The sequence below is a fragment of the Acinetobacter sp. 24-47-39 genome (assembly GCF_056783825.1).
The window spans coordinates 392874-411757 of record NZ_JBWYIP010000001.1 but is presented as its reverse complement, the minus strand read 5'-3'; the positions used below and the strand labels follow the sequence as shown (position 1 = coordinate 411757).

Here is an 18884-nt window from a genome sequence, read left to right as displayed (position 1 = left end):
TTCAATAATTGATATACAATTAAAATCGAAAGATAGAAAAAACGATCACTTTAAAATTTTAGATATTAAGATAAATCATGCAAATATGGTTCAGTTTTGTAGTAATTCCTTTTCTCATGTGGATCATCTTTTCCGCACTTCTGTTTATTTCGAAATATCTATATCCTGAAGTTACCACCTTAAGCAAATCCCTCGAAGTTTTTATTTTTTTAGGTTATGCAGCACTCCCCTATATCATGTTGGGATTAGCACCTATTTATCGTTATCGTATGACGTTGATATATATGATGGCAATTGTGCTCATGACAAGTTTCGTTCATGCTAACTTTATGATCGATCATATTCATTTAACTTATATTTACTTAGCACTTTCATGGACATTGATTTCAATTACGATTTACTATTTTTATAGTGATCACAAATAATCCTCAACAAATGAATTGAATCAACTCAGATCAACAAGATAAACTCACTCAAAGCGAAATTAAAATCAAATCATTACTTTCTGATCTTTAAAATTTTAGGATATTCAATGGCGCTATTTGCAGTAATTGGCTTAGGCAGCTTTGGTGGTACAGTTGCATTAGAACTCACTCAATTAAAACATGATGTGATTGGAATCGATACTGAAAAAAAATACGTTGAAAATATCTCTGATAACATCAGTCATGCTGTCATCGCCGATGCCACAGATGAACATGTACTTCGAGAACTGAATGTACAGAATTGCGATGCCGTCGTTGTCGCAATTGGAGAAGATATTGAGGCCAGTATTCTATGTGTCCTCAACCTTAAAAATTTAGGCGTAGAAAAAATCCTAGTAAAAGCAAAATCGAAAGCCCATCATATGATTTTGACGCATCTCGGTATTGGTCAAATTATTCATCCAGAAGAAGACATGGGTATTCGCGTTGCACAATCATTAAGCTACCCAATGGTTAGACGCTATATGGCGTTGAATGATGACCGTTATATTGTCAAAGTGGAAGTGAGTGAAAAACTACAAGGTGTAGAATTTAAAGATATCATGGAGCACAGCGACGGCGTACAAACATTACTATTACAACGTGGCACACATGTAATTTATGACATCGCACCTGGTACATTGCTGCAAAAAAATGACATTTTAATTGTTGAAGGTCCTGTCAATCTTCTACGTAAACTCTCATCGAGATTTATTTCGAAATGATGAAATTTTATGATCAATTGATCAATAAAAAAACGCAAAGTATTAATTTGAGTCCACCAAGTTTGCTTGCTTTGGGCTTTCTCAGTTTTATTATCATTGGAACATTACTGCTAAAACTTCCCTTTGCACACGAAGGAAATGTCTCTTGGCTAGAAGCCTTATTTACCGCCACGTCTGCTGTGACAATTACGGGACTTTCTGTGGTCAATATTGGCGAGGCATATACGACTTTTGGTCAATTCATCATTATGCTACTCATCCAATGTGGTGGCTTAGGATTCATGACTTTCGCAATTTTGGCTGCTTTGAGCCTTTCCACTAAACTTGGTTTAAAGCAACAAGTGATGGCTCAAGAAACAATTGGTCAAACCAGTTTAGCAAGGGCCTCGTTCACTGTTAAAGCCGTCTTATTGTATTCTCTATTTTTCGAAGGGATTGGAACATTCATCCTGACATTTACGTGGCTTCAATACTACGATTTTAGTGATGCCCTGTTTTATGCAGCCTTTTACAGTATCTCAGCATTTAATAATGGTGGTTTCTCTCTTTTTCCAGACAGTTTAATGAGTTTTTCAGGCCAATATGCTGTAACTCTGACCATCAGCATGTTGTATATCATTGGTGGAATAGGTTTCGTGGTACTTATGGATATCAAACGCGCTCATAAGTGGAAAAAACTCTCAACCAACAGCAAACTGATTCTTTCTACTATCGCGGGACTCAATCTATTTGCCTTTATTATGATTTGGTGTTTAGAAGCAAATAATCCATTGACCCTCGCCCCAATGTCAATTGGAGACCAAGCATTAAATGCTTGGTTTCATGCCACAGTACCGCGATCCTCTGGATTTAATAGTATTGATATGGCCAGTATGAGTGATCCAGCAACCTTGGTGACTATGCTACTAATGTTTATTGGCGGCGGATCTTTAAGTACTGCTGGTGGTATTAAAGTAGGTACATTTATTATTGTAGTATTGAGTGTAATCACATTTTTGAGACGAGCTGACGAAGTCACTGTTTTTAAACACTCGATTCCCGCAACTGTCACCTATAAAGCTCTTGCGGTCATTAGCATAACTGCTATGCTCATTTTCATTGGTTTCTTTACGTTATTAATTTTAGAGCCTAATAAACGTTTTCTAGATTTACTATTCGAAGCTGTTTCCGCAGCTTGTACAGTCGGATTATCTAGAGGTATTACTTCAGAATTACAACCTGCAAGTTTATATATGCTCATGATACTGATGTTTGCGGGTCGTCTCGGTCCTTTGACACTAGCTTATTTAATTGCAACCCCTAAAAAAAGCAGGTTGAGTCATCCTAATGCTGAAATCCAAGTGGGTTAGATAGAATTCACTTGGATCTAAGGTGAAGTTGATCGATAAAACACGAACCAATCCAAAAATAGATCAGATGTTTATAGCCATAAGTGCGTTTTATGATAGCCATGATTTCTTTATGCAAAGCATTGAACTTATCATGAAAAAACACAACCTTAGAACTTTGCAATCAACAACCCAATACAAAGAAATTAAAAGACTCAAGGAAACCCCAAATCTTTAGACCATATGCTTATGATTAAAAATTATGATTGGAAACCAATATAACGATTGAGGTTTTCAACACCCAATGCAACTTTATAAATTTTAAACTGAGCTAAATCAGAACGAGTAATCTCAGTAAATACATTCGAGTTTTCATCATCTGCATGAATTTCATCTACTGTGCGAGGCATAGTTGCTTCAAATTCATCTGAAATAAATTCAAATCCCAAGTCCATAGCAATAAACAATGTATGATCACAAGGTTGAATATATTGCTCTTCATTCCAGTCAATAACAGCGTGTTGACAATGCGGGCACTGTACATTTTCTTGAGGATCTTGAAGTTCAATTATTGTATAAGCCATGTCAACCTTAAGTATTACGCGCTATAAAACATAAGTTTAACCATTGCTTTTAGATTTTTAAATAGCCCTCTTTATTCATTACTAAATATAACAACCTTAGATTTTAGAGAAAACACAGCAACTCAATTGACTATTCAGAACAATAATGTATTTTTTAACAAAACGTCGCATATATGGAATGAATCCATGCTTTCAGATTTAGATGATTTTTATTGCTTTGCCCTTGTTGTCGAACATGGCGGTTTTAGCGCTGCTGAACGAGCAACTGACATTCCGAAATCAAAATTGAGTCGACGTGTTTATAATTTAGAAGAAAATCTCGGTGTAAGGCTTATTCAACGTAGTTCACGTCATTTTGCTGTCACTGATATTGGGATGAACATTTATCGCCATGCGCAAGTAATGATGAATGCTGCCCAATCTGCTCATGATTTGGTAGATCATTTAAGTGAACAACCAAGAGGCTTAATTCGTGTTAGTTTACCCGTATCAATTGCCCAACATGAAATGACCAAAATACTGCCAAATTTCCTCAAGCAGTATCCTGAAATTAAAGTACAATTGATGGTTACTAATCGACGTGTCGATATCATTAATGAAGGAATTGATTTAGCGCTTCGTGTTCGCTCAAGTTTGGATGATGACCCAAGTTTGGTCATTCGAAAATTTGAAAATATTGAACAACATCTTTTCGCCAGCCAGGCTTATCTTAATGAGTTTGGATCTATCAAAAAACCTGAAGAACTCTCAAATCATCGAATATTAAGTATGGTTGATGAACATACTGATCAACAACTCGTTCTACATGATTCAAACAACAAATCGATTAAAGTCAAAGTGAGTCCAGTCGTGATGGGCTCTGATTTACTTATGCTTGCACAACTTGCAAGTGACAATTGTGGGGTAGCATTACTCCCAGACAGTATTGTTGAAGATTATATTAAAGATGGGCGTCTTGTTAAGGTTCTGCCTGACTGGAATGCACCACACGGTATTTTTCATGTGGTTTACCCTTCTCGCCGTGGTTTATTACCAGCTGTACGTGTGTTCATCGACTACTTAGTTGAGCACCTCACCAAAAGATAGTCACAACAGCACAAAGATTTAGAAGAATGTTGGCTTATTATTTGCTACCATTCACTCTGCTTTGTGCTAGTTTTTTTAGATTTTTATGACTTCTATTTATCAACAACAACTTGATGCAAAAATTGAACGTATCCGCAATCAATTTGCTGAATATCAACCACCTGAACTAGAAGTTTTTTCATCTCCTGAAAAACATTTCCGTATGCGAGCTGAGTTCCGTATTTGGCATACAGAAGATGATATGTTTTATGCCATGTTTGAACGCGCGGAAGATGGTATTCAAAAGAAAGTTGTACGTGTTGATGAGTTTCCAATCGCGGATAAATCTATTAATGATTTAATGCCTGTTCTCCTGTCTGAACTAAAATCAAATGCAGTGCTCTCTAAGCGTCTGTTTGAAGTACATTTTCTTTCAACGTTGAACGGTGAAATGCTGGTTTCATTGATTTATCGTTGTCCGCTTGATCAAGACTGGGAACAACTAGCAAAAAATTTATCTTCAAAACTCAATATTAAGATTATTGGTCGCAGCCGTGGTCAAAAAATTGTATTGACGGATGAATATGTAATTGAAGAATTACACGTATTTGACCGTAAATTCAAATATAAACAAATTGAAAGTAGCTTCACGCAACCTAATGCGCAAGTTTGTCAAAAAATGCTGGAGTGGGCATGTAACGCAGCTCAAACCAGTGATAAAGATCTTTTAGAGCTTTATTGCGGTAATGGTAATTTTACCCTTCCATTATCGCTAAAGTTTAATCGCGTTCTAGCGACGGAACTGGCTAAATCATCAGTTTATGCAGCGCAATGGAATATTGAGCAAAATCAAATAAACAATATTCAAGTTGCTCGCCTTTCAGCTGAAGATTTTACTTTAGCCTTCAATGCAGAACGTGAGTTTAGACGTTTACACGAAGCCAATATTGATATTCAAAGTTATGACTTCGATACTGTATTTGTAGATCCACCTCGTGCAGGCATTGATGATGATACCTTGAAGCTGCTTCAACGCTTTAACCGTATTATTTATATTTCATGCAATCCAGATACTTTACACGACAATTTGAAGATGTTATCGGAAACTCATAAAATCACTAAATTTGCGCTGTTCGATCAATTTCCTTATACCCACCATGTCGAGTCAGGCGTTCTTTTAGAGAAAATTTAAACAATTTATTTCTTACTAAATGGACAGTTCTTACACTGTCCATTTTTTATGCTTTTTGAATTTCACTTAAAAATCATATAAATAAAGAAAAATTTAATTTTTCAATGTCATAATTTCGTTAAACTTTAGGTTTATCATCGAAATATTTATTTTAAAATGTGCCTTAAATCACGATTACAAACTTGCATTAAATTTTAAATCGACTATATTTCGACCTATCTTTGGTTGCAAATGAAGGCTCTATGAGTTTTTGGCAAAAGCTGTTTTCATCAGATTCGCAGCAGAACGAGCATAAAAATCAAATTGCTTGTGTTGAAAATGATTGTTCATGTAAGACTAACGATCAGTTGATCGAGGCTTTACAAAAGGCATCAGATGAAGATGTAATACGCGGAATCAAAAAAGTTCTTATTTCGCGTGGCTATTCAAAAAAAGATCTTACTGATTTATTGAGTAACAAAATCACCCTTCAGTAAAGAAAAAAAGCACTGCATAGACAGTGCTTTTTTTATGATAAATTTTCTGTTCAATTTAAAAATGTTCAATTAAGATAAGCTCATAGGATAATTAAAAATACATTTGGGGATTCAATGAAAAATATTCTATTCATTATTTTAGGGGCGACTTTCATATCGCTTAGTGGTTGTAATAAGCTACCTTCAGCATGTGAGGAAGTTTGGGGCAACATTGAAAAATTAGCGAAAGAGAGCGGTATTCCTCAAACTGCCATAGATCGTCAAAAAATCGAGTTTGAAGAGCAAATTAAACAGCTTCCTAAAGAAGATGCAATTAAAAATTGTGAAACACAAAATGCTTTCTTCTCATAACTTCATTTGAGTTGAATAAAAAATTTAGGCACCTTTTTTAGAGTGCTTATATTGTATTTATACCTCATTATTTATTTCCAATTCGGTTATACTGTGGACTCTCTTTCAATAAATGTACATCTGTAAAGTTATTGGAATATTTTATAAATGCGGCATAAACACGTCAAAACATTCCCTCTTGGTGCTCACTTAATTGTTAAGCATTTTGGTTATTCACATCATGGTATTTATGTGGGTAAGGGTCGTGTTATTCATTATTCAGGTTTTGCTCATCTCTTTAAAAAACATCCGATCGAAATTACATCTCTGCAAAAATTTGCACATGGCAAAAAAATTACGATTCGGCATTATAGCACCCCCAAATATTCAGGTCGTGCTGTCGTAAGACGAATGCGCTCTCGAATGCATGAAAATAACTATCATCTCATTATTAATAATTGTGAACACTTATGTTCTTGGGCGATCACGGGCATCGAAAGTAGCCCACAAGTCATCAAAATGATGAATAGACTCACCACTATTGGTTATATCAGCTCACTCATGAGCTACTTAAATAGTCTTCTTTTAACTTTAGCAACCACCTGTTTTGCTTTGGTATTTTATATTAAGAAAAAGTTAAATGATCAGCGCAAACTGAAAGGCCCTGTGTATATCGCTTTACAGCAACATCAGAAACTAAAGCAAAAAAAAGCCCCGCTTAAGCAGGGTTTCGAGGAAAACAAAGTTTCAAATTAACCTTTCGGTTGAATTAAATATGCGCTTGAAAATCCAAATAGTCAAATATATATTTGAAATATAATGTTATTTTAGTTTTTATTTATAACTTATTAAATTATTCTTAAATACTCACCTTTATCTAATCATGTGAATTTAATCACAAAAATTATTTATTAACCTAAATTTGAATAAAAAAAAGCCTGAATCAATCAGGCTTTTTTTGATATTACCAAACTTTATTTTGCAGGCTTAAAACTATCTTTTAAATCCAAAATACGGTTAAAGACAGGTTTTTCAACAGTATGATCAAATTGATCAGCGACAAAATAACCTTCACGTTCGAATTGGAATCGATCTTCAGGTTTCGCTTGAGCTAAAGCAGGCTCAATTACCGCTTGAACAATTTTTAGAGAATCTGGATTTAAATTCGCTAAGAAATCATCGTCCGCATCAGGTGCGGCTTCAGTAAATAGACGATCATAAATACGAACTTCAGCAGGAATCCCTTTATTTGCAGATACCCAATGAATAACACCTTTGACTTTACGACCTTCTGGATTCTTACCTAAAGTATGCGGATCGATAGAGCATTTAAGTTCAACAACTTCGCCATTTTCATCCTTAATCACTTCATCACATTTAATCACATAAGCATGACGTAAACGGACTTCACCACCAGGAATTAAGCGTTTAAACCCTTTAGGCGGCTCTTCCTCAAAATCTTTACGATCAATATACAATTCAGAAGTCAGTGGAATTACACGATCACCCATATCAACATTTGGATGGCGTGCGTGTGTTAAATCCATATCCTCTGGAAGGTTGGTCAATGTCACTTTAAGAGGATTCAATACCGCCATACCACGTGCAGCAGTATTTTCTAATGATTGTCGAATGCAGAATTCAAGCATTGCAACATCGACAATACCATCAGTTTTAGATACGCCCACACGCTTACAGAAATCACGTAAGCCTTCTGGAGTAAAGCCACGACGACGCATTCCCACGACTGTAGGCATACGTGGATCATTCCAACCATTGACGTAACCACCTTCGACCAGCTTACGTAATTTACGTTTTGAGGTGATGGTATAATCAACATTCAAACGGCTTGATTCGTACTGGCGTGGAACTGCTGGAGAATTTACCTTAGCGACAACCCAATCATAGAACGGGCGATGGTCTTGGAATTCAAGCGTACATAGGGAGTGCGTAATGCCTTCAATCGCATCAGACAAAGGATGAGCATAGTCATACATTGGATAGATTTTCCAAGTATCGCCTGTTTGATGATGCTCAGAATGTAAAACACGATAAAGAATTGGATCACGCATATGTACGTTCGGTGATGCCATATCAATCTTGGCACGAAGTACTGCTTGGCCTTCTCCAAGCTCACCATTACGCATTTGTTCAAAACGTGCTAAGTTTTCTTCAACCGTTGCATCACGTTGCGGAGAATTTTTACCTGGTTCTACAAAATTCCCACGATTCAGCTTAATTTCTTCAGGAGATTGCAAATCGACATATGCATCACCTTGTTTAATTAATTGAATCGCCCATTGATACAATTGATCAAAGTAACTTGATGCGTAGCGTGGTTCACCATTCCAGTCGAAACCGAGCCATTTAACATCGTTCGCAATACCATCTACATATTCTTGTTCTTCTGCATCTGGATTTGTATCGTCAAAACGAAGATTACATAAACCAGAAAATTCTTCTGCAATACCAAAATTCAGGCAAATCGCTTTAACATGTCCAATGTGTAAATAACCATTAGGCTCTGGTGGAAAGCGCGTCACGACTTTATCTGTACGCCCTGCTGCAAGGTCTTCTGTAATTACTTGACGTACAAAGTCTAAGCCCGGTTGTTGTTCTTGCTGCGCAGCATCGACTGATGGATTGTTAGTCGTCGGGGTAATTGGCAGGGATGAAACAACATCATTCGGCTTCATAGTTGATAAATCACTTCTATAAGATAAAATAGGATAATTAAAACGCTATCTTCATATTATTAACAAAGAAAATAACGTTTTTGCTTGCCTTGTAGTTTACAGTTTGCTTATGCTTCTCTCAACCACAAACCCATGGCTTTTTGTCCATGATCAGGAGATTATAGAATGAGTTTTCCTCAAGTCGAATTAAACACCAATAAAGGACGTATTGTTCTAGAGCTTAACTCTGAAAAAGCACCTAAAACTGTTGCTAACTTTTTAGAGTACGTTCGTGATGGTTTTTATGATGGCGTAATTTTCCACCGTGTAATTGACGGTTTCATGATCCAAGGCGGTGGCATGGATGAAAACTTCAAAGAAAAAGCAACTCGCGATTCTATTGAAAATGAAGCTGACAACGGTTTAAGCAATGACGAAGGTACGATTGCTATGGCACGTACTCAAGCTCCTCACTCAGCATCTGCACAATTCTTCATTAACGTGAAAAACAATGCTTTCCTTAACCATACGGGTAAAACAGCTCAAGGTTGGGGTTATGCAGTATTTGGTAAAGTTGTAGAAGGTATGGACGTTGTTAATGAAATCAAAGGCGTTCGCACTGGCAACCGTGGCTACCACGCTGACGTTCCACTAGAAAACGTTGTGATCGAATCTGCTAAAATTATCTCTGAATAAAAAACCTATTCCCTAACTTATTAAGTTTTCAAGCACTGCTTTAAAACGAATATCATGTTCAAGGGATTGTTTCACCATCTAAAGTTGATGGGGATGTAGGCAAATAAGGAATATTAAGTGACCTATCTGTTTATTTCAGATTTACACCTGTCACCTGAACACCCTCGACTCGTTCGAGGGTTTTTAGATTTATTAGATCATTATCAAGACCAGCAAACCCAACTCTATATTTTAGGTGATTGGTTTAATGCATGGATTGGTGATGACTATACAGCTCCTTGGCTCGATGAAATCGTTGAACGCTTAAAAAGATTTACTGCTCAGGGAAATCAAGTTTTATTTTCTGTCGGCAATCGTGATTTTGCGCTGAATCAAATTTTTTTAAATAAATTTGGTGGTCAGTTGCTACCAGAAATTTCTTATTTACAAATCAACGATGTCAATATTCGTCTCGAACATGGCGATGCCTTGTGTACAGATGATGTCGCCTATCAACGTTTTAAAAAAATAATCAGAAATCCACTCCTCATTTGGATACTGCGGAAAACCCCACTTTCTTTTCGTACTCAACTTGCAAATGGATTTAGAAAAAAAAGCCACGAATCAAAAGAATTTAAATCTTATGATGTCATGGATGTAAATCAAGATACTGTCCACGATGCATTGAAAGAAGTTGATTTATTAATTCATGGTCATACGCATCGCCCATCGATTCATCAAGTAAATCATAAAGTACGCATTGTTCTTGGTGATTGGCGTCTTGATCATGCTCAGATTTTATTGATTAATCAGAATCAACTTTTTAAAAATCAATTAAGTTCACTTCAACTTGAAAACTGGACATATTGAATATTTTTGTAATGAAGCACCCTTTCGAGTGCTTCCATTTTTAGGATAAAACCTTATTTTCTTCTGCAACGCTTCTTGAAATTTCATTTTCTTGAATCGCATCCACATCAACTTTCGTTGGTTCAAATTTAATAATGAACCCGATAACAATAATTGGAATAATTGCGAAAACCGAAATAATAAGGAAAACATCTGTACTATATTTTGCCATCCAAATCGGTAACACAAATAGTGCGATCGCTTGAGCAACACCAGTCGTTGCACGATTAAATCCTACACCCACCCCACGAATATGAGCTGGATAAGCCATGGTTGGGTATACCATCATCTGAGCACCAGGACCAAAACCTTCTGCGAACAACCAAATACCAAGTAAAAGAATTGCACCATAGAGTAGATATTGATTTGATGGTTCAATTACTCCCAAGAGAATGAGTGCAAGAAACTGAAGCCCAAAGCCAGTTAACAATACGAATCGTGAACTAAAACGGCTCGCCATATAAACACCCAACAAACCTCCAGTGAATGCAAAGGCTAAATTTAATCCAAGCGTGGTTGTAATCGTCGTTAAAGTATCGGTATTGAAAAATCTGGTTAAAATCGAAGGTAAAAAGAAAGCAATGGTCGTATATTGAAAAGCAACAGAAATGTGGATCACAATGCTTACAATTGTTCTATGCAAATATACTGGACTGAATAACTCTTTAAAGCTTGCTTGAGGTTTTTGAATTTTCTTGGTTTCCTCAACAACCTTAGCATCTGGATCTACTTGTGCATTGATATCATAAGATTCACGTAAAATTTTAGCAGCACCCTCAAGATCGCCTTGATTAGCGAGCCATATTGGAGATTCTGTTAAATATTTACCCCGAATAAAAATAATCAATAATGCGGGTACTGCACCAAAGATCAGTGAAATTCTCCATAACCAATTTGCATGTTCTGGCGGTAGAATAAAATAGAGAACTAAAACAATGGCGAAACATACACTAGATGCTGCATACCACATTGGGCACCACGCGGCTAATCGTGCTGCTTTGTTACTCTTACCATTAAATTTTGAAAATTCTGATAAGTACGACATTGCTACAGGTAAATCAACCCCGACACTGATGCCCATAATAAATCGGGCCGCAATTAAAACCCAGACATTTGGGGCCAAACCTGCAACAATGGCTGCAATCACAAAAAGCACCATATCCGCCATAAAAACACGGTATCGTCCAATTTTATCTGTTAACCAACCACCTAATAAATTACCAACAATTGTACCGACTACAATTGAAGATGCCACCACACCCGTCATTACAGGTGTCAATGAAAAGTCATAAATAACTTGCTCAATACCAAATGACAAAGTCGTGAGGTCATAGGCATCAATAAATACACCTATTAATGCTAACCAAATAACTTTATTCGTCTTACCCTGACCCGCATGCTTAGAAATAAGATTCGAAACATCTTCTGTTCTTTTGATCAGATAACTTTGTTCATCGTTGCTTAATGTTGACATAAGTCCCCCCTTGTGCGAGGAAGCTTAATCATTGAATATTATTTTTATAAATATTATATTATTAAAAATATTTTATTATTTTATATATATTAAATAATAATAAATTTTGAATTAAAATTATTATTAATATATAAATTTAAAGCTTCAATTTGACTAAAAGACTATTTTATATAATTAGAAAAATTAACTATGACTCATAACAAATAAATCAAAATTATTTTAAAGAAAATCAAAAATAATATTCTTTTTTTCTGCTATAGAATTTTTTACATATAAAATCCATAAAATAATATTTTTAAAATTAAATTTAAAACAATATATTTCAACAACTTCTATTGTTTTGAAACTTTCAGCAATGTTTGAAATCAAAAATCTTTCTAAAAGCTATCCCCTAAAAAATGGTGGTGAGGCTCATGTCCTCAAGGATATAAATCTAAAAATTTTGAAAGGAAAAATCACGGCGATCATTGGTCCGAGTGGTTCTGGAAAATCAACATTGTCGAAATGTCTAAGCTTGTTAGAAAAACCATCTCATGGTGAGCTGATACTTGATGGAATTAAATTAAATCATCTAAATTCTGAAGAACTTCGATTACAACGTCAAAAAATTGGCCTAGTGTTTCAATCAGCATCGTTACTCAAAAGAAGAACAGCTGCCGAAAATATAGCATTACCACTCGAATTTTTAGGCGTCGTTGAAAATCAAATTCAAGAACGTGTTGAATATTTACTTGAAAATGTCAAATTGATGGATCGGGCTCATCACTACCCAAATCAACTCTCTGGTGGTCAGCAGCAACGAGTGGGTATCGCACGAGCACTTGCATTACAGCCAAGTATTGTTATAGCTGATGAAGCGACATCAGGCCTAGATCCTGATTCCACACAATCCATATTGAAATTATTAACTGAGCTTCGTGACGAACTTGGTTTATCGGTCATTCTCATCACGCATGAAATGGATGTTGTTCGTCAAATTGCTGATGAAGTTGCAGTGCTCTCTCACGGTGAAATAGTAGAGCAAGGTCCAATTATTGATTTAGTTTTAGATCCAGAATCAAATGTTGGTTCGAAAATATTTCCTACACCTAAATCAGCATCTATAAGTGCAGATCATATTGTTATCAATGCAACGTATTCCACAAAAAAAGGAACACCTTTAGATTGGTTGACTCAAATCAGTATTGAACTCAATTTATCTTTTGAAATTAATGCCTCAACAGTTGAATCCATTAATGGCTATACAGTAGGTAAAACAGTTTTTAGTCTTCCTGAACATGTATTTGCTGCTCATGCAGAAAAAATTTATTCCAGATTAGACCAACTCAATATTCATTACGCTCCTATTCATAAACTTAATGTACAAGCTGGCCAAGCGGCGTGAGGATGAAAGATGTCTAATGATATTGTTTTAAATCAAAATACTGCTTGGGCTGATATTCCAAGCATGATCATTCCAGCTTATTTAGAAACTTGGACAATGGTCGGCATCGTAATGACTTTAGTCATTATTTTTGGCGGAATCATAGGAATAGCATTATTTAATAGCTCTAACCGTGGATTATTTGAAAATCCTAAACTTTATGCAGTCTTAAGCAGCATAGTGAATATAGGTCGATCACTTCCATTTTTAGTGCTCATGGCAGCCATTATACCTTTAACAAAATGGCTTACAGGCACAACTATTGGTATTGCAGCTGCTGTCGTACCTATGACTATTGCAGGGATTCCTTTCTTCGCGCGCTTAGTCGAAAACGCACTGAATGAATTACCGCCTGAAATTACTTCAGTTGGGCGTGTTTCTGGTGGTACTCCTTTACAAATTATTCATCAAGTTCAGCTTAAAGAATCACTACCAAGTTTAGTTTCTGCTGCGACATTAAATTTAATCGTGATGATCGAATACTCTGCAATCGCTGGCACTATCGGTGCTGGAGGCATTGGTTACCTTGCTGTTTTATATGGTTATCAGCGATTTGATCATCACATCATGATCGCAACAATTATCACGCTTATTATCACGATCCAAGCTGTTCAATTCACGGGTAATCGTATTAGCGCTTCTCTCAAAAATCATTAATGAGTTAAACCATGAGTTCTAAACAACATAACTTTGAAATAAAGAAAAAATCTAAACTCCCTTTCATATTGGGTGCACTAGTCGTTTTGATTATAGGAGTGATTGTTTGGTTCAATCTTTCTAAATCAGATGAGAAGAATGCATCTTTTGATGATGTTTTAAAGGTTCACTATGAGCCTGCTATGATTGGTGAAAAAAATCTAATTGAATATGCCAATGAAAATATTGCACCTGATTATGGCATTAAGCTTGAAGCTGTTGGTGTTCAAGATTCTGTACAAGCTAATCGTGCGGTGAATGATGGGGAGTTTGCAGCAACGATTCATCAACACCAATGGTGGTTGAAACAAGTAACCGATGCTAATGGTTTTAAACTCATTCCAACAACTGAAATTTATCAATGGGCTTTTGCGATTTATTCAGATCGATATAAAGATGTTAAGGATATTCCTCAAGGTGCTAGTTTTGCGATTCCAAATGATTTAGCAAATCAGGCTCAAGCATTGTGGCTTTTAGAGCGTGAAGGCTTAATTAAACTTGATCCAAGCATTGAACCACGTACAGCACGCTTAAAAGATATTAAAGAAAATCCACGAAACTTCGATTTTAAAGAAATTGAATTACTTTCGCTTGCTCGAACTCTAGATTCTGTAGATGCAGCGATTGGCTATGTTGCTCAATTTGATGCTGGTAAAGTCTCTCGTAGTAAAGGAATTCTCTTCCCTGCAGCACCTCGCACCTTTGCAGCGCGCTTAGTGATTGCTGAAAAACATAAAGATAATCCTCAAATTAAAAAATTACAGCAAGTATTCTCTGATCCACGAATTGAAGAATATTTAAAAACAACCGATGACGTCAATGTCAAAGGAATTTTGAGTCCTGTGTCAAAAAATTAATTCATTACATTCCAAAATATGAAAGAGCCCAAGGGCTCTTTTGTCCTAATTTTTGTATATATTTTTTTAAAAATAACTTATGATATTTTAATATTTTTCTTTTTAAAACAGTTATTTACAATACAAAAATCATAATGCCTTACAACCTAATCATGCTAAAAAAATCCTTAATATTAACCAGCTTACTCTCTGCTGTATCGGCATTCTCATATGCCGAAGAAAACAAAACTGATTTCGATTTGAATGGAACCATTCGACTCAAATATACCCACAATGATTATTTACCAGACAGTGGTAATACCATTGATTTTGCTGATGCAGTTCTATGGCTCAATTATAAAAATGACAACATTACGGGACATTTAGACTATCGAATTTATCAAGCTTATGGGAAATTAGGTGGTATTCATTTACCGGTCAATGCTTGGATTGATTATGAAGTACAACAAGATCACCATATAAAAGCAGGTCTACAATCTGTACCAGTCGGCTTAGGCAGATATCAAAGTAGCACCTATAATCTTACTCAACTCTACCATTTAGGCTTGGAAGATTTAAATAATTGGGGTATCAGCTATCAATACTCCCCTAAAGATTTAAATCTAACAGCAGCATATTTCTTTCATGATGCTGGGAGCTATACTGGTAAAAGTAAAAACTCTGCACACTATTCAAGTAATTTAACTGTTGAACCTGAATTTACCAATGGAACTCAATTAGATGAAAAGCATACCATTGCCCTTAAAGCTGACAAAGAACTCCATTACCAAATTAATGATACTCCAGTGCATATTAAAATAGGTGGTTCTTACTTATATAGTGAGCTTGATAATAAAATAAGTAATCAAACTGGTGACCGTCAAGTATGGAGTGTATTTCAAAATACTAAATTTAATAATTTTGGATTTAACTTAATATACGGCAACCAAAGTATTAATAATAAAGATAAAACATTCAATGATGTTTCAACTTTTGGATTTTTTGATGGTCAATATAATGTAGCGAATGAAGCTAATTTTTTATCAACCGAAATTAATTATACTTTAGCTTCAAGTTATAAAAACTTCAACCAACCATTATTTTATTCTAACTACTCACGCTATTTTAAAAAATCAAATGATTTTAATGATTCTGAACGATTCATTAATGGTGTAACTGTTAAATATAAGAAGAATTTTCAATTTTATTTAGAAAACATTACTTCTAAGAATGATACTGTGTTCGGCCCTGTTGCTGATGGCTATGCAGAAGGTAGTGAAAACATATGGAATAATTTGACCTACTTAAGCTTAGGCTATTATTTTTAATCCATATTGATCAATTCTTGTAGTTTAGTCATCAAGCTACAAGAATTTTAAATTAAAAATTTTGTATCAGAACAAATACTCAATTCTCAATCCTACATTATTTGAGCATGTGCACCTTGAATTAAAATCATAAGACTTGATAATTAAAGTTCAAATAAATTTGTGAGTTTATGATGTCTAATTTCAGCAATATCACTGTACAACACCATGAAGATGATAAAGTGTCATTATTAATCGATGGTAAAGCAATCTCAGAACGTTATGATGTACGCCTAGATGCCACAATTATTGATGAACTCCAAAATCTTGCTGATGGCGCTGCATTGACAATTTTTGAACAATTTATATTTTCTCATCAAGACCTCAACTTTGAGCATTCATATCAATATGTGACTAACATCGTAAACCATAATAACGATTACAAATTGATCACCAACCTTGTCTATAAAATTAAAGCCGCAGACCAAGCTCCGATTGAACATAATATCAGTAAGAATGGTCAGCCTATGACTGAAGAAGATGTACGCGCATTCATCAATCAACAAATTGCAATGTCATTAGAAAAATATACTGATTTAAAATATTCCTATTGATTTAAAGACAAGTCAGGCCTTTCATATCATTTAGCATCAACTATAGAAAATATTTCAGTTCGGACTCATTTAAAATTTTTAGATGAATATATTGTGAATAATCGGAGGATAATATGGATCTGTTAAACATCTCCCAATCTCGCTACACCACCAAAGCATACGATTCTTCAAAAAAGATCCCTCAAGAAAAGTTTGAAAAATTATTGGAATCTTTAAGGCTCGCACCTTCATCTATCAATATTCAACCATGGCATTTCTTTGTTATCGAAACTGATGAAGCCAAACAGCGCATTGCTAAAGCACTGGTTGGTAAGTATGTTTATAATGCACCAAAAGTCCTTGAATCTTCACACACCATTCTGTTTTGTACGCATAAAGACATTACAGACTCTCATCTAGATCAATTATTAAATCAAGATGAAATCAGCGGTCGTTTTAAAGATGACCAAGCAAAACAAGCTCAAAAAGATACGCGTTTAGGCTATGTTGATTATTATCGCAACGAAAAAGGCGATATCCAGCGCTGGTCTGAAAATCAAACTTTTATTGCACTTGGGCAAACCTTATTTGCTGCAGGTTTAGAAGGTATCGATGCCACTCCAATTGGAGGATTCGATGAAAAAATTATCGCTGAAGAGTTAAATCTTGACGCAAAAGGCCTGATTCCATCAGTGCTATTGGCGCTTGGTTATCGAAGTGAAAAAGATTTTAATGCCAAATTACCTAAATCTCGTTTGAATGCAGATCAAGTTTTCACTCGACTATAAATGTATTTGCCACAATAGCTTTCATGCTATTGTGGCTTTTCATTAAGCCGCTATTTTCTGTGAAATTTCTAAACTGATCATTGCAGCAGTTGCAGCTGACAGCGTCCAACCCAGATGCCCATGACCGGTATTATAAAAGACTCTCGGATGCTTTCCTTGTCTTACCACTGGCATCATATTCGGCATCATCGGTCTTAATCCAGCCCAAGGGACACAATGCTCAGTTGAAATATCAAAATTACGATTCACCCAATGAACCAAAGGTTGTATGCGATCCATACGGATGTCTCGGTTATAGCCATTAAATTCCGCAGTACCAGCAATTCTTAAACGACCTCGACCTAATCTCGACGTCACGATTTTTGCACTTTCATCCAATAAACTTACCCATGGTGCATGTTGTTGGCTATGTTCATCATTCAGCTGAACTGTAATCGAATACCCTTTCACCGGATAAACATTGACACGATCTCCAGCCTGTTGTGCTAAATGATAGCTTCCAACTCCACCACAAATAACCATTGCATCAGCTTGAATAAATCCATCGGGTATATCTTTATTTTTGGGATCACAAGCCCGATATTTAGCTGAAACTTGCTCTGTAGAATGATCCAGATTTAAATCTTCAACTTCTACACCATATAAAAATTTCCCGCCTTTATTCGCCACCACTTGGGCTAAATGCGTGGTGTATTTGTGTATATCTCCTGTGGCATCGTCAGGACAATAAAAACCACCGTAATATTCCCCAGTCAAACTTGGTTCAATACTGTGAATTTCTTCATTTGTAACAGCGTGACGCTCTAATCCACCTTTGCATAACAAATCATTCACTCTTATTGCAACATCATAATCCTGCTGATTATGATAAAAGTGCAAAATTCCACGCTTTTCCAAATCGAATTGAATTTTTTCTTTCTGTGCAATTTCAAACAGCCGTTTTCTTGCCAATAATGCCAGCCTTACCGTTTCTTGTGTGTTGGCTTCGTAATGTTTGATATTACCCATAAATTCAATCAGCCAAGCGTATTTATGCAAATCAAAAGATGGGTTGAGTAATAATGGTGCATCTTTTTGGGTCATCCATTTGATACCCTTCAGTACCGTTGCTTTCTGATTCCACACCTCTGCATTACATGCAGAGAGTTGACCTCCATTCGCAAATGAAGTCTCCATTGCTGGATATAAGTTTTTATCCAAAATTGTGACTTGATAACCAAGTTCTAATAATTCATAGGCAGTGGTTATTCCTGTAATGCCAGCACCAATCACCATAATATGTGACATAAAAGCTCCTTGAAAATTTTATATTTTCAATGCCCCATCTGTCACGGTACCTGAGAG

At 35.7% G+C, this 18884-nt stretch carries 20 protein-coding genes; 16 read left to right on the top strand and 4 right to left on the bottom strand.

Translation table 11 applies throughout. The features are described from left to right. Positions 1 to 77: 77 nt before the first annotated feature. From AC1M9C_RS01960 to AC1M9C_RS01950, 3 genes are all read left to right on the top strand, one after another. Complete coding sequence (locus AC1M9C_RS01960) at positions 78 to 425, top strand: hypothetical protein (RefSeq protein WP_481587510.1); 348 nt, start codon at positions 78 to 80, stop codon at positions 423 to 425. A gap of 107 nt (positions 426 to 532) precedes the next feature. After that, the gene (locus AC1M9C_RS01955; RefSeq protein ID WP_092766365.1) at positions 533 to 1189 is read left to right on the top strand and encodes a potassium channel family protein; all 657 of its coding nucleotides are present in this window, start codon (positions 533 to 535) and stop codon (positions 1187 to 1189) included. Further along, positions 1189 to 2538, top strand: coding sequence for a TrkH family potassium uptake protein (locus tag AC1M9C_RS01950; protein WP_035263851.1), 1350 nt, complete (start codon positions 1189 to 1191; stop codon positions 2536 to 2538). Before AC1M9C_RS01955 ends, AC1M9C_RS01950 begins: the two co-directional genes overlap by 1 nt. A gap of 239 nt (positions 2539 to 2777) precedes the next feature. On the opposite strand, the gene AC1M9C_RS01945 is transcribed toward AC1M9C_RS01950, so the two are convergent. Further along, complete coding sequence (locus AC1M9C_RS01945) at positions 2778 to 3101, bottom strand: hypothetical protein (protein ID WP_481953119.1); 324 nt, start codon at positions 3099 to 3101, stop codon at positions 2778 to 2780. Between the two features lie 186 nt (positions 3102 to 3287). On the opposite strand from AC1M9C_RS01945, the gene AC1M9C_RS01940 reads away from it, so the two are divergent. The 5 genes from AC1M9C_RS01940 to AC1M9C_RS01920 all read left to right on the top strand — a co-directional run bounded on the left by AC1M9C_RS01940 (position 3288) and on the right by AC1M9C_RS01920 (position 6920). Further along, entirely contained in the window at positions 3288 to 4187 is a 900-nt protein-coding gene (locus tag AC1M9C_RS01940; RefSeq protein WP_481953118.1) for a LysR substrate-binding domain-containing protein, read from the top strand. A gap of 85 nt (positions 4188 to 4272) precedes the next feature. Continuing rightward, on the top strand, positions 4273 to 5358 hold the full coding sequence (trmA, locus tag AC1M9C_RS01935; RefSeq protein ID WP_481953117.1) for a tRNA (uridine(54)-C5)-methyltransferase TrmA: 1086 nt from the start codon (positions 4273 to 4275) through the stop codon (positions 5356 to 5358). Positions 5359 to 5600: 242 nt separating this feature from the next. Continuing rightward, positions 5601 to 5834, top strand: coding sequence for a hypothetical protein (locus AC1M9C_RS01930; RefSeq protein WP_035263705.1), 234 nt, complete (start codon positions 5601 to 5603; stop codon positions 5832 to 5834). 114 nt (positions 5835 to 5948) lie between these two features. Then, on the top strand, positions 5949 to 6185 hold the full coding sequence (locus AC1M9C_RS01925; protein WP_481953116.1) for a hypothetical protein: 237 nt from the start codon (positions 5949 to 5951) through the stop codon (positions 6183 to 6185). 147 nt (positions 6186 to 6332) lie between these two features. Further along, the gene (locus AC1M9C_RS01920) at positions 6333 to 6920 is read left to right on the top strand and encodes a lecithin retinol acyltransferase family protein (RefSeq protein WP_051586486.1); all 588 of its coding nucleotides are present in this window, start codon (positions 6333 to 6335) and stop codon (positions 6918 to 6920) included. Positions 6921 to 7138: 218 nt separating this feature from the next. Here AC1M9C_RS01920 and AC1M9C_RS01915 read toward each other — a convergent pair whose 3' ends face one another. Beyond that, the gene (locus AC1M9C_RS01915; RefSeq protein ID WP_092766370.1) at positions 7139 to 8860 is read right to left on the bottom strand and encodes a glutamine--tRNA ligase/YqeY domain fusion protein; all 1722 of its coding nucleotides are present in this window, start codon (positions 8858 to 8860) and stop codon (positions 7139 to 7141) included. Positions 8861 to 9025: 165 nt separating this feature from the next. On the opposite strand from AC1M9C_RS01915, the gene AC1M9C_RS01910 reads away from it, so the two are divergent. Next, on the top strand, positions 9026 to 9535 hold the full coding sequence (locus AC1M9C_RS01910) for a peptidylprolyl isomerase (protein WP_035263711.1): 510 nt from the start codon (positions 9026 to 9028) through the stop codon (positions 9533 to 9535). 117 nt (positions 9536 to 9652) lie between these two features. Further along, positions 9653 to 10384 carry a UDP-2,3-diacylglucosamine diphosphatase gene (locus AC1M9C_RS01905; protein WP_481587514.1) on the top strand — a complete coding sequence of 244 codons (732 nt, stop codon included), beginning with the start codon at positions 9653 to 9655 and terminating at the stop codon, positions 10382 to 10384. A gap of 40 nt (positions 10385 to 10424) precedes the next feature. On the opposite strand, the gene AC1M9C_RS01900 is transcribed toward AC1M9C_RS01905, so the two are convergent. Further along, complete coding sequence (locus tag AC1M9C_RS01900; protein WP_481953115.1) at positions 10425 to 11897, bottom strand: MFS transporter; 1473 nt, start codon at positions 11895 to 11897, stop codon at positions 10425 to 10427. 355 nt (positions 11898 to 12252) lie between these two features. Between AC1M9C_RS01900 and AC1M9C_RS01895 the strand changes: the two genes are divergently transcribed. From AC1M9C_RS01895 to nfsB, 6 genes are all read left to right on the top strand, one after another. Then, positions 12253 to 13281, top strand: a complete 1029-nt coding sequence (locus AC1M9C_RS01895; RefSeq protein ID WP_481587516.1) for a methionine ABC transporter ATP-binding protein — start codon at positions 12253 to 12255, stop codon at positions 13279 to 13281. Positions 13282 to 13290: 9 nt separating this feature from the next. After that, positions 13291 to 13977 (top strand): methionine ABC transporter permease, encoded by a 687-nt coding sequence (locus AC1M9C_RS01890; RefSeq protein WP_481587517.1) that lies wholly within the window; start codon positions 13291 to 13293, stop codon positions 13975 to 13977. Positions 13978 to 13988: 11 nt separating this feature from the next. Continuing rightward, the gene (locus AC1M9C_RS01885; protein WP_481587518.1) at positions 13989 to 14873 is read left to right on the top strand and encodes a MetQ/NlpA family ABC transporter substrate-binding protein; all 885 of its coding nucleotides are present in this window, start codon (positions 13989 to 13991) and stop codon (positions 14871 to 14873) included. Positions 14874 to 15025: 152 nt separating this feature from the next. Then, positions 15026 to 16180 (top strand): hypothetical protein, encoded by a 1155-nt coding sequence (locus tag AC1M9C_RS01880; RefSeq protein ID WP_481953114.1) that lies wholly within the window; start codon positions 15026 to 15028, stop codon positions 16178 to 16180. A 173-nt stretch (positions 16181 to 16353) separates the two neighbouring features. Next, the gene (locus AC1M9C_RS01875; protein ID WP_481587520.1) at positions 16354 to 16773 is read left to right on the top strand and encodes a hypothetical protein; all 420 of its coding nucleotides are present in this window, start codon (positions 16354 to 16356) and stop codon (positions 16771 to 16773) included. A gap of 113 nt (positions 16774 to 16886) precedes the next feature. Next, on the top strand, positions 16887 to 17540 hold the full coding sequence (nfsB, locus tag AC1M9C_RS01870) for an oxygen-insensitive NAD(P)H nitroreductase (RefSeq protein ID WP_179998114.1): 654 nt from the start codon (positions 16887 to 16889) through the stop codon (positions 17538 to 17540). Between the two features lie 42 nt (positions 17541 to 17582). Here nfsB and AC1M9C_RS01865 read toward each other — a convergent pair whose 3' ends face one another. Then, on the bottom strand, positions 17583 to 18827 hold the full coding sequence (locus tag AC1M9C_RS01865; protein WP_481953113.1) for a D-amino acid dehydrogenase: 1245 nt from the start codon (positions 18825 to 18827) through the stop codon (positions 17583 to 17585). Positions 18828 to 18884: the final 57 nt, after the last annotated feature.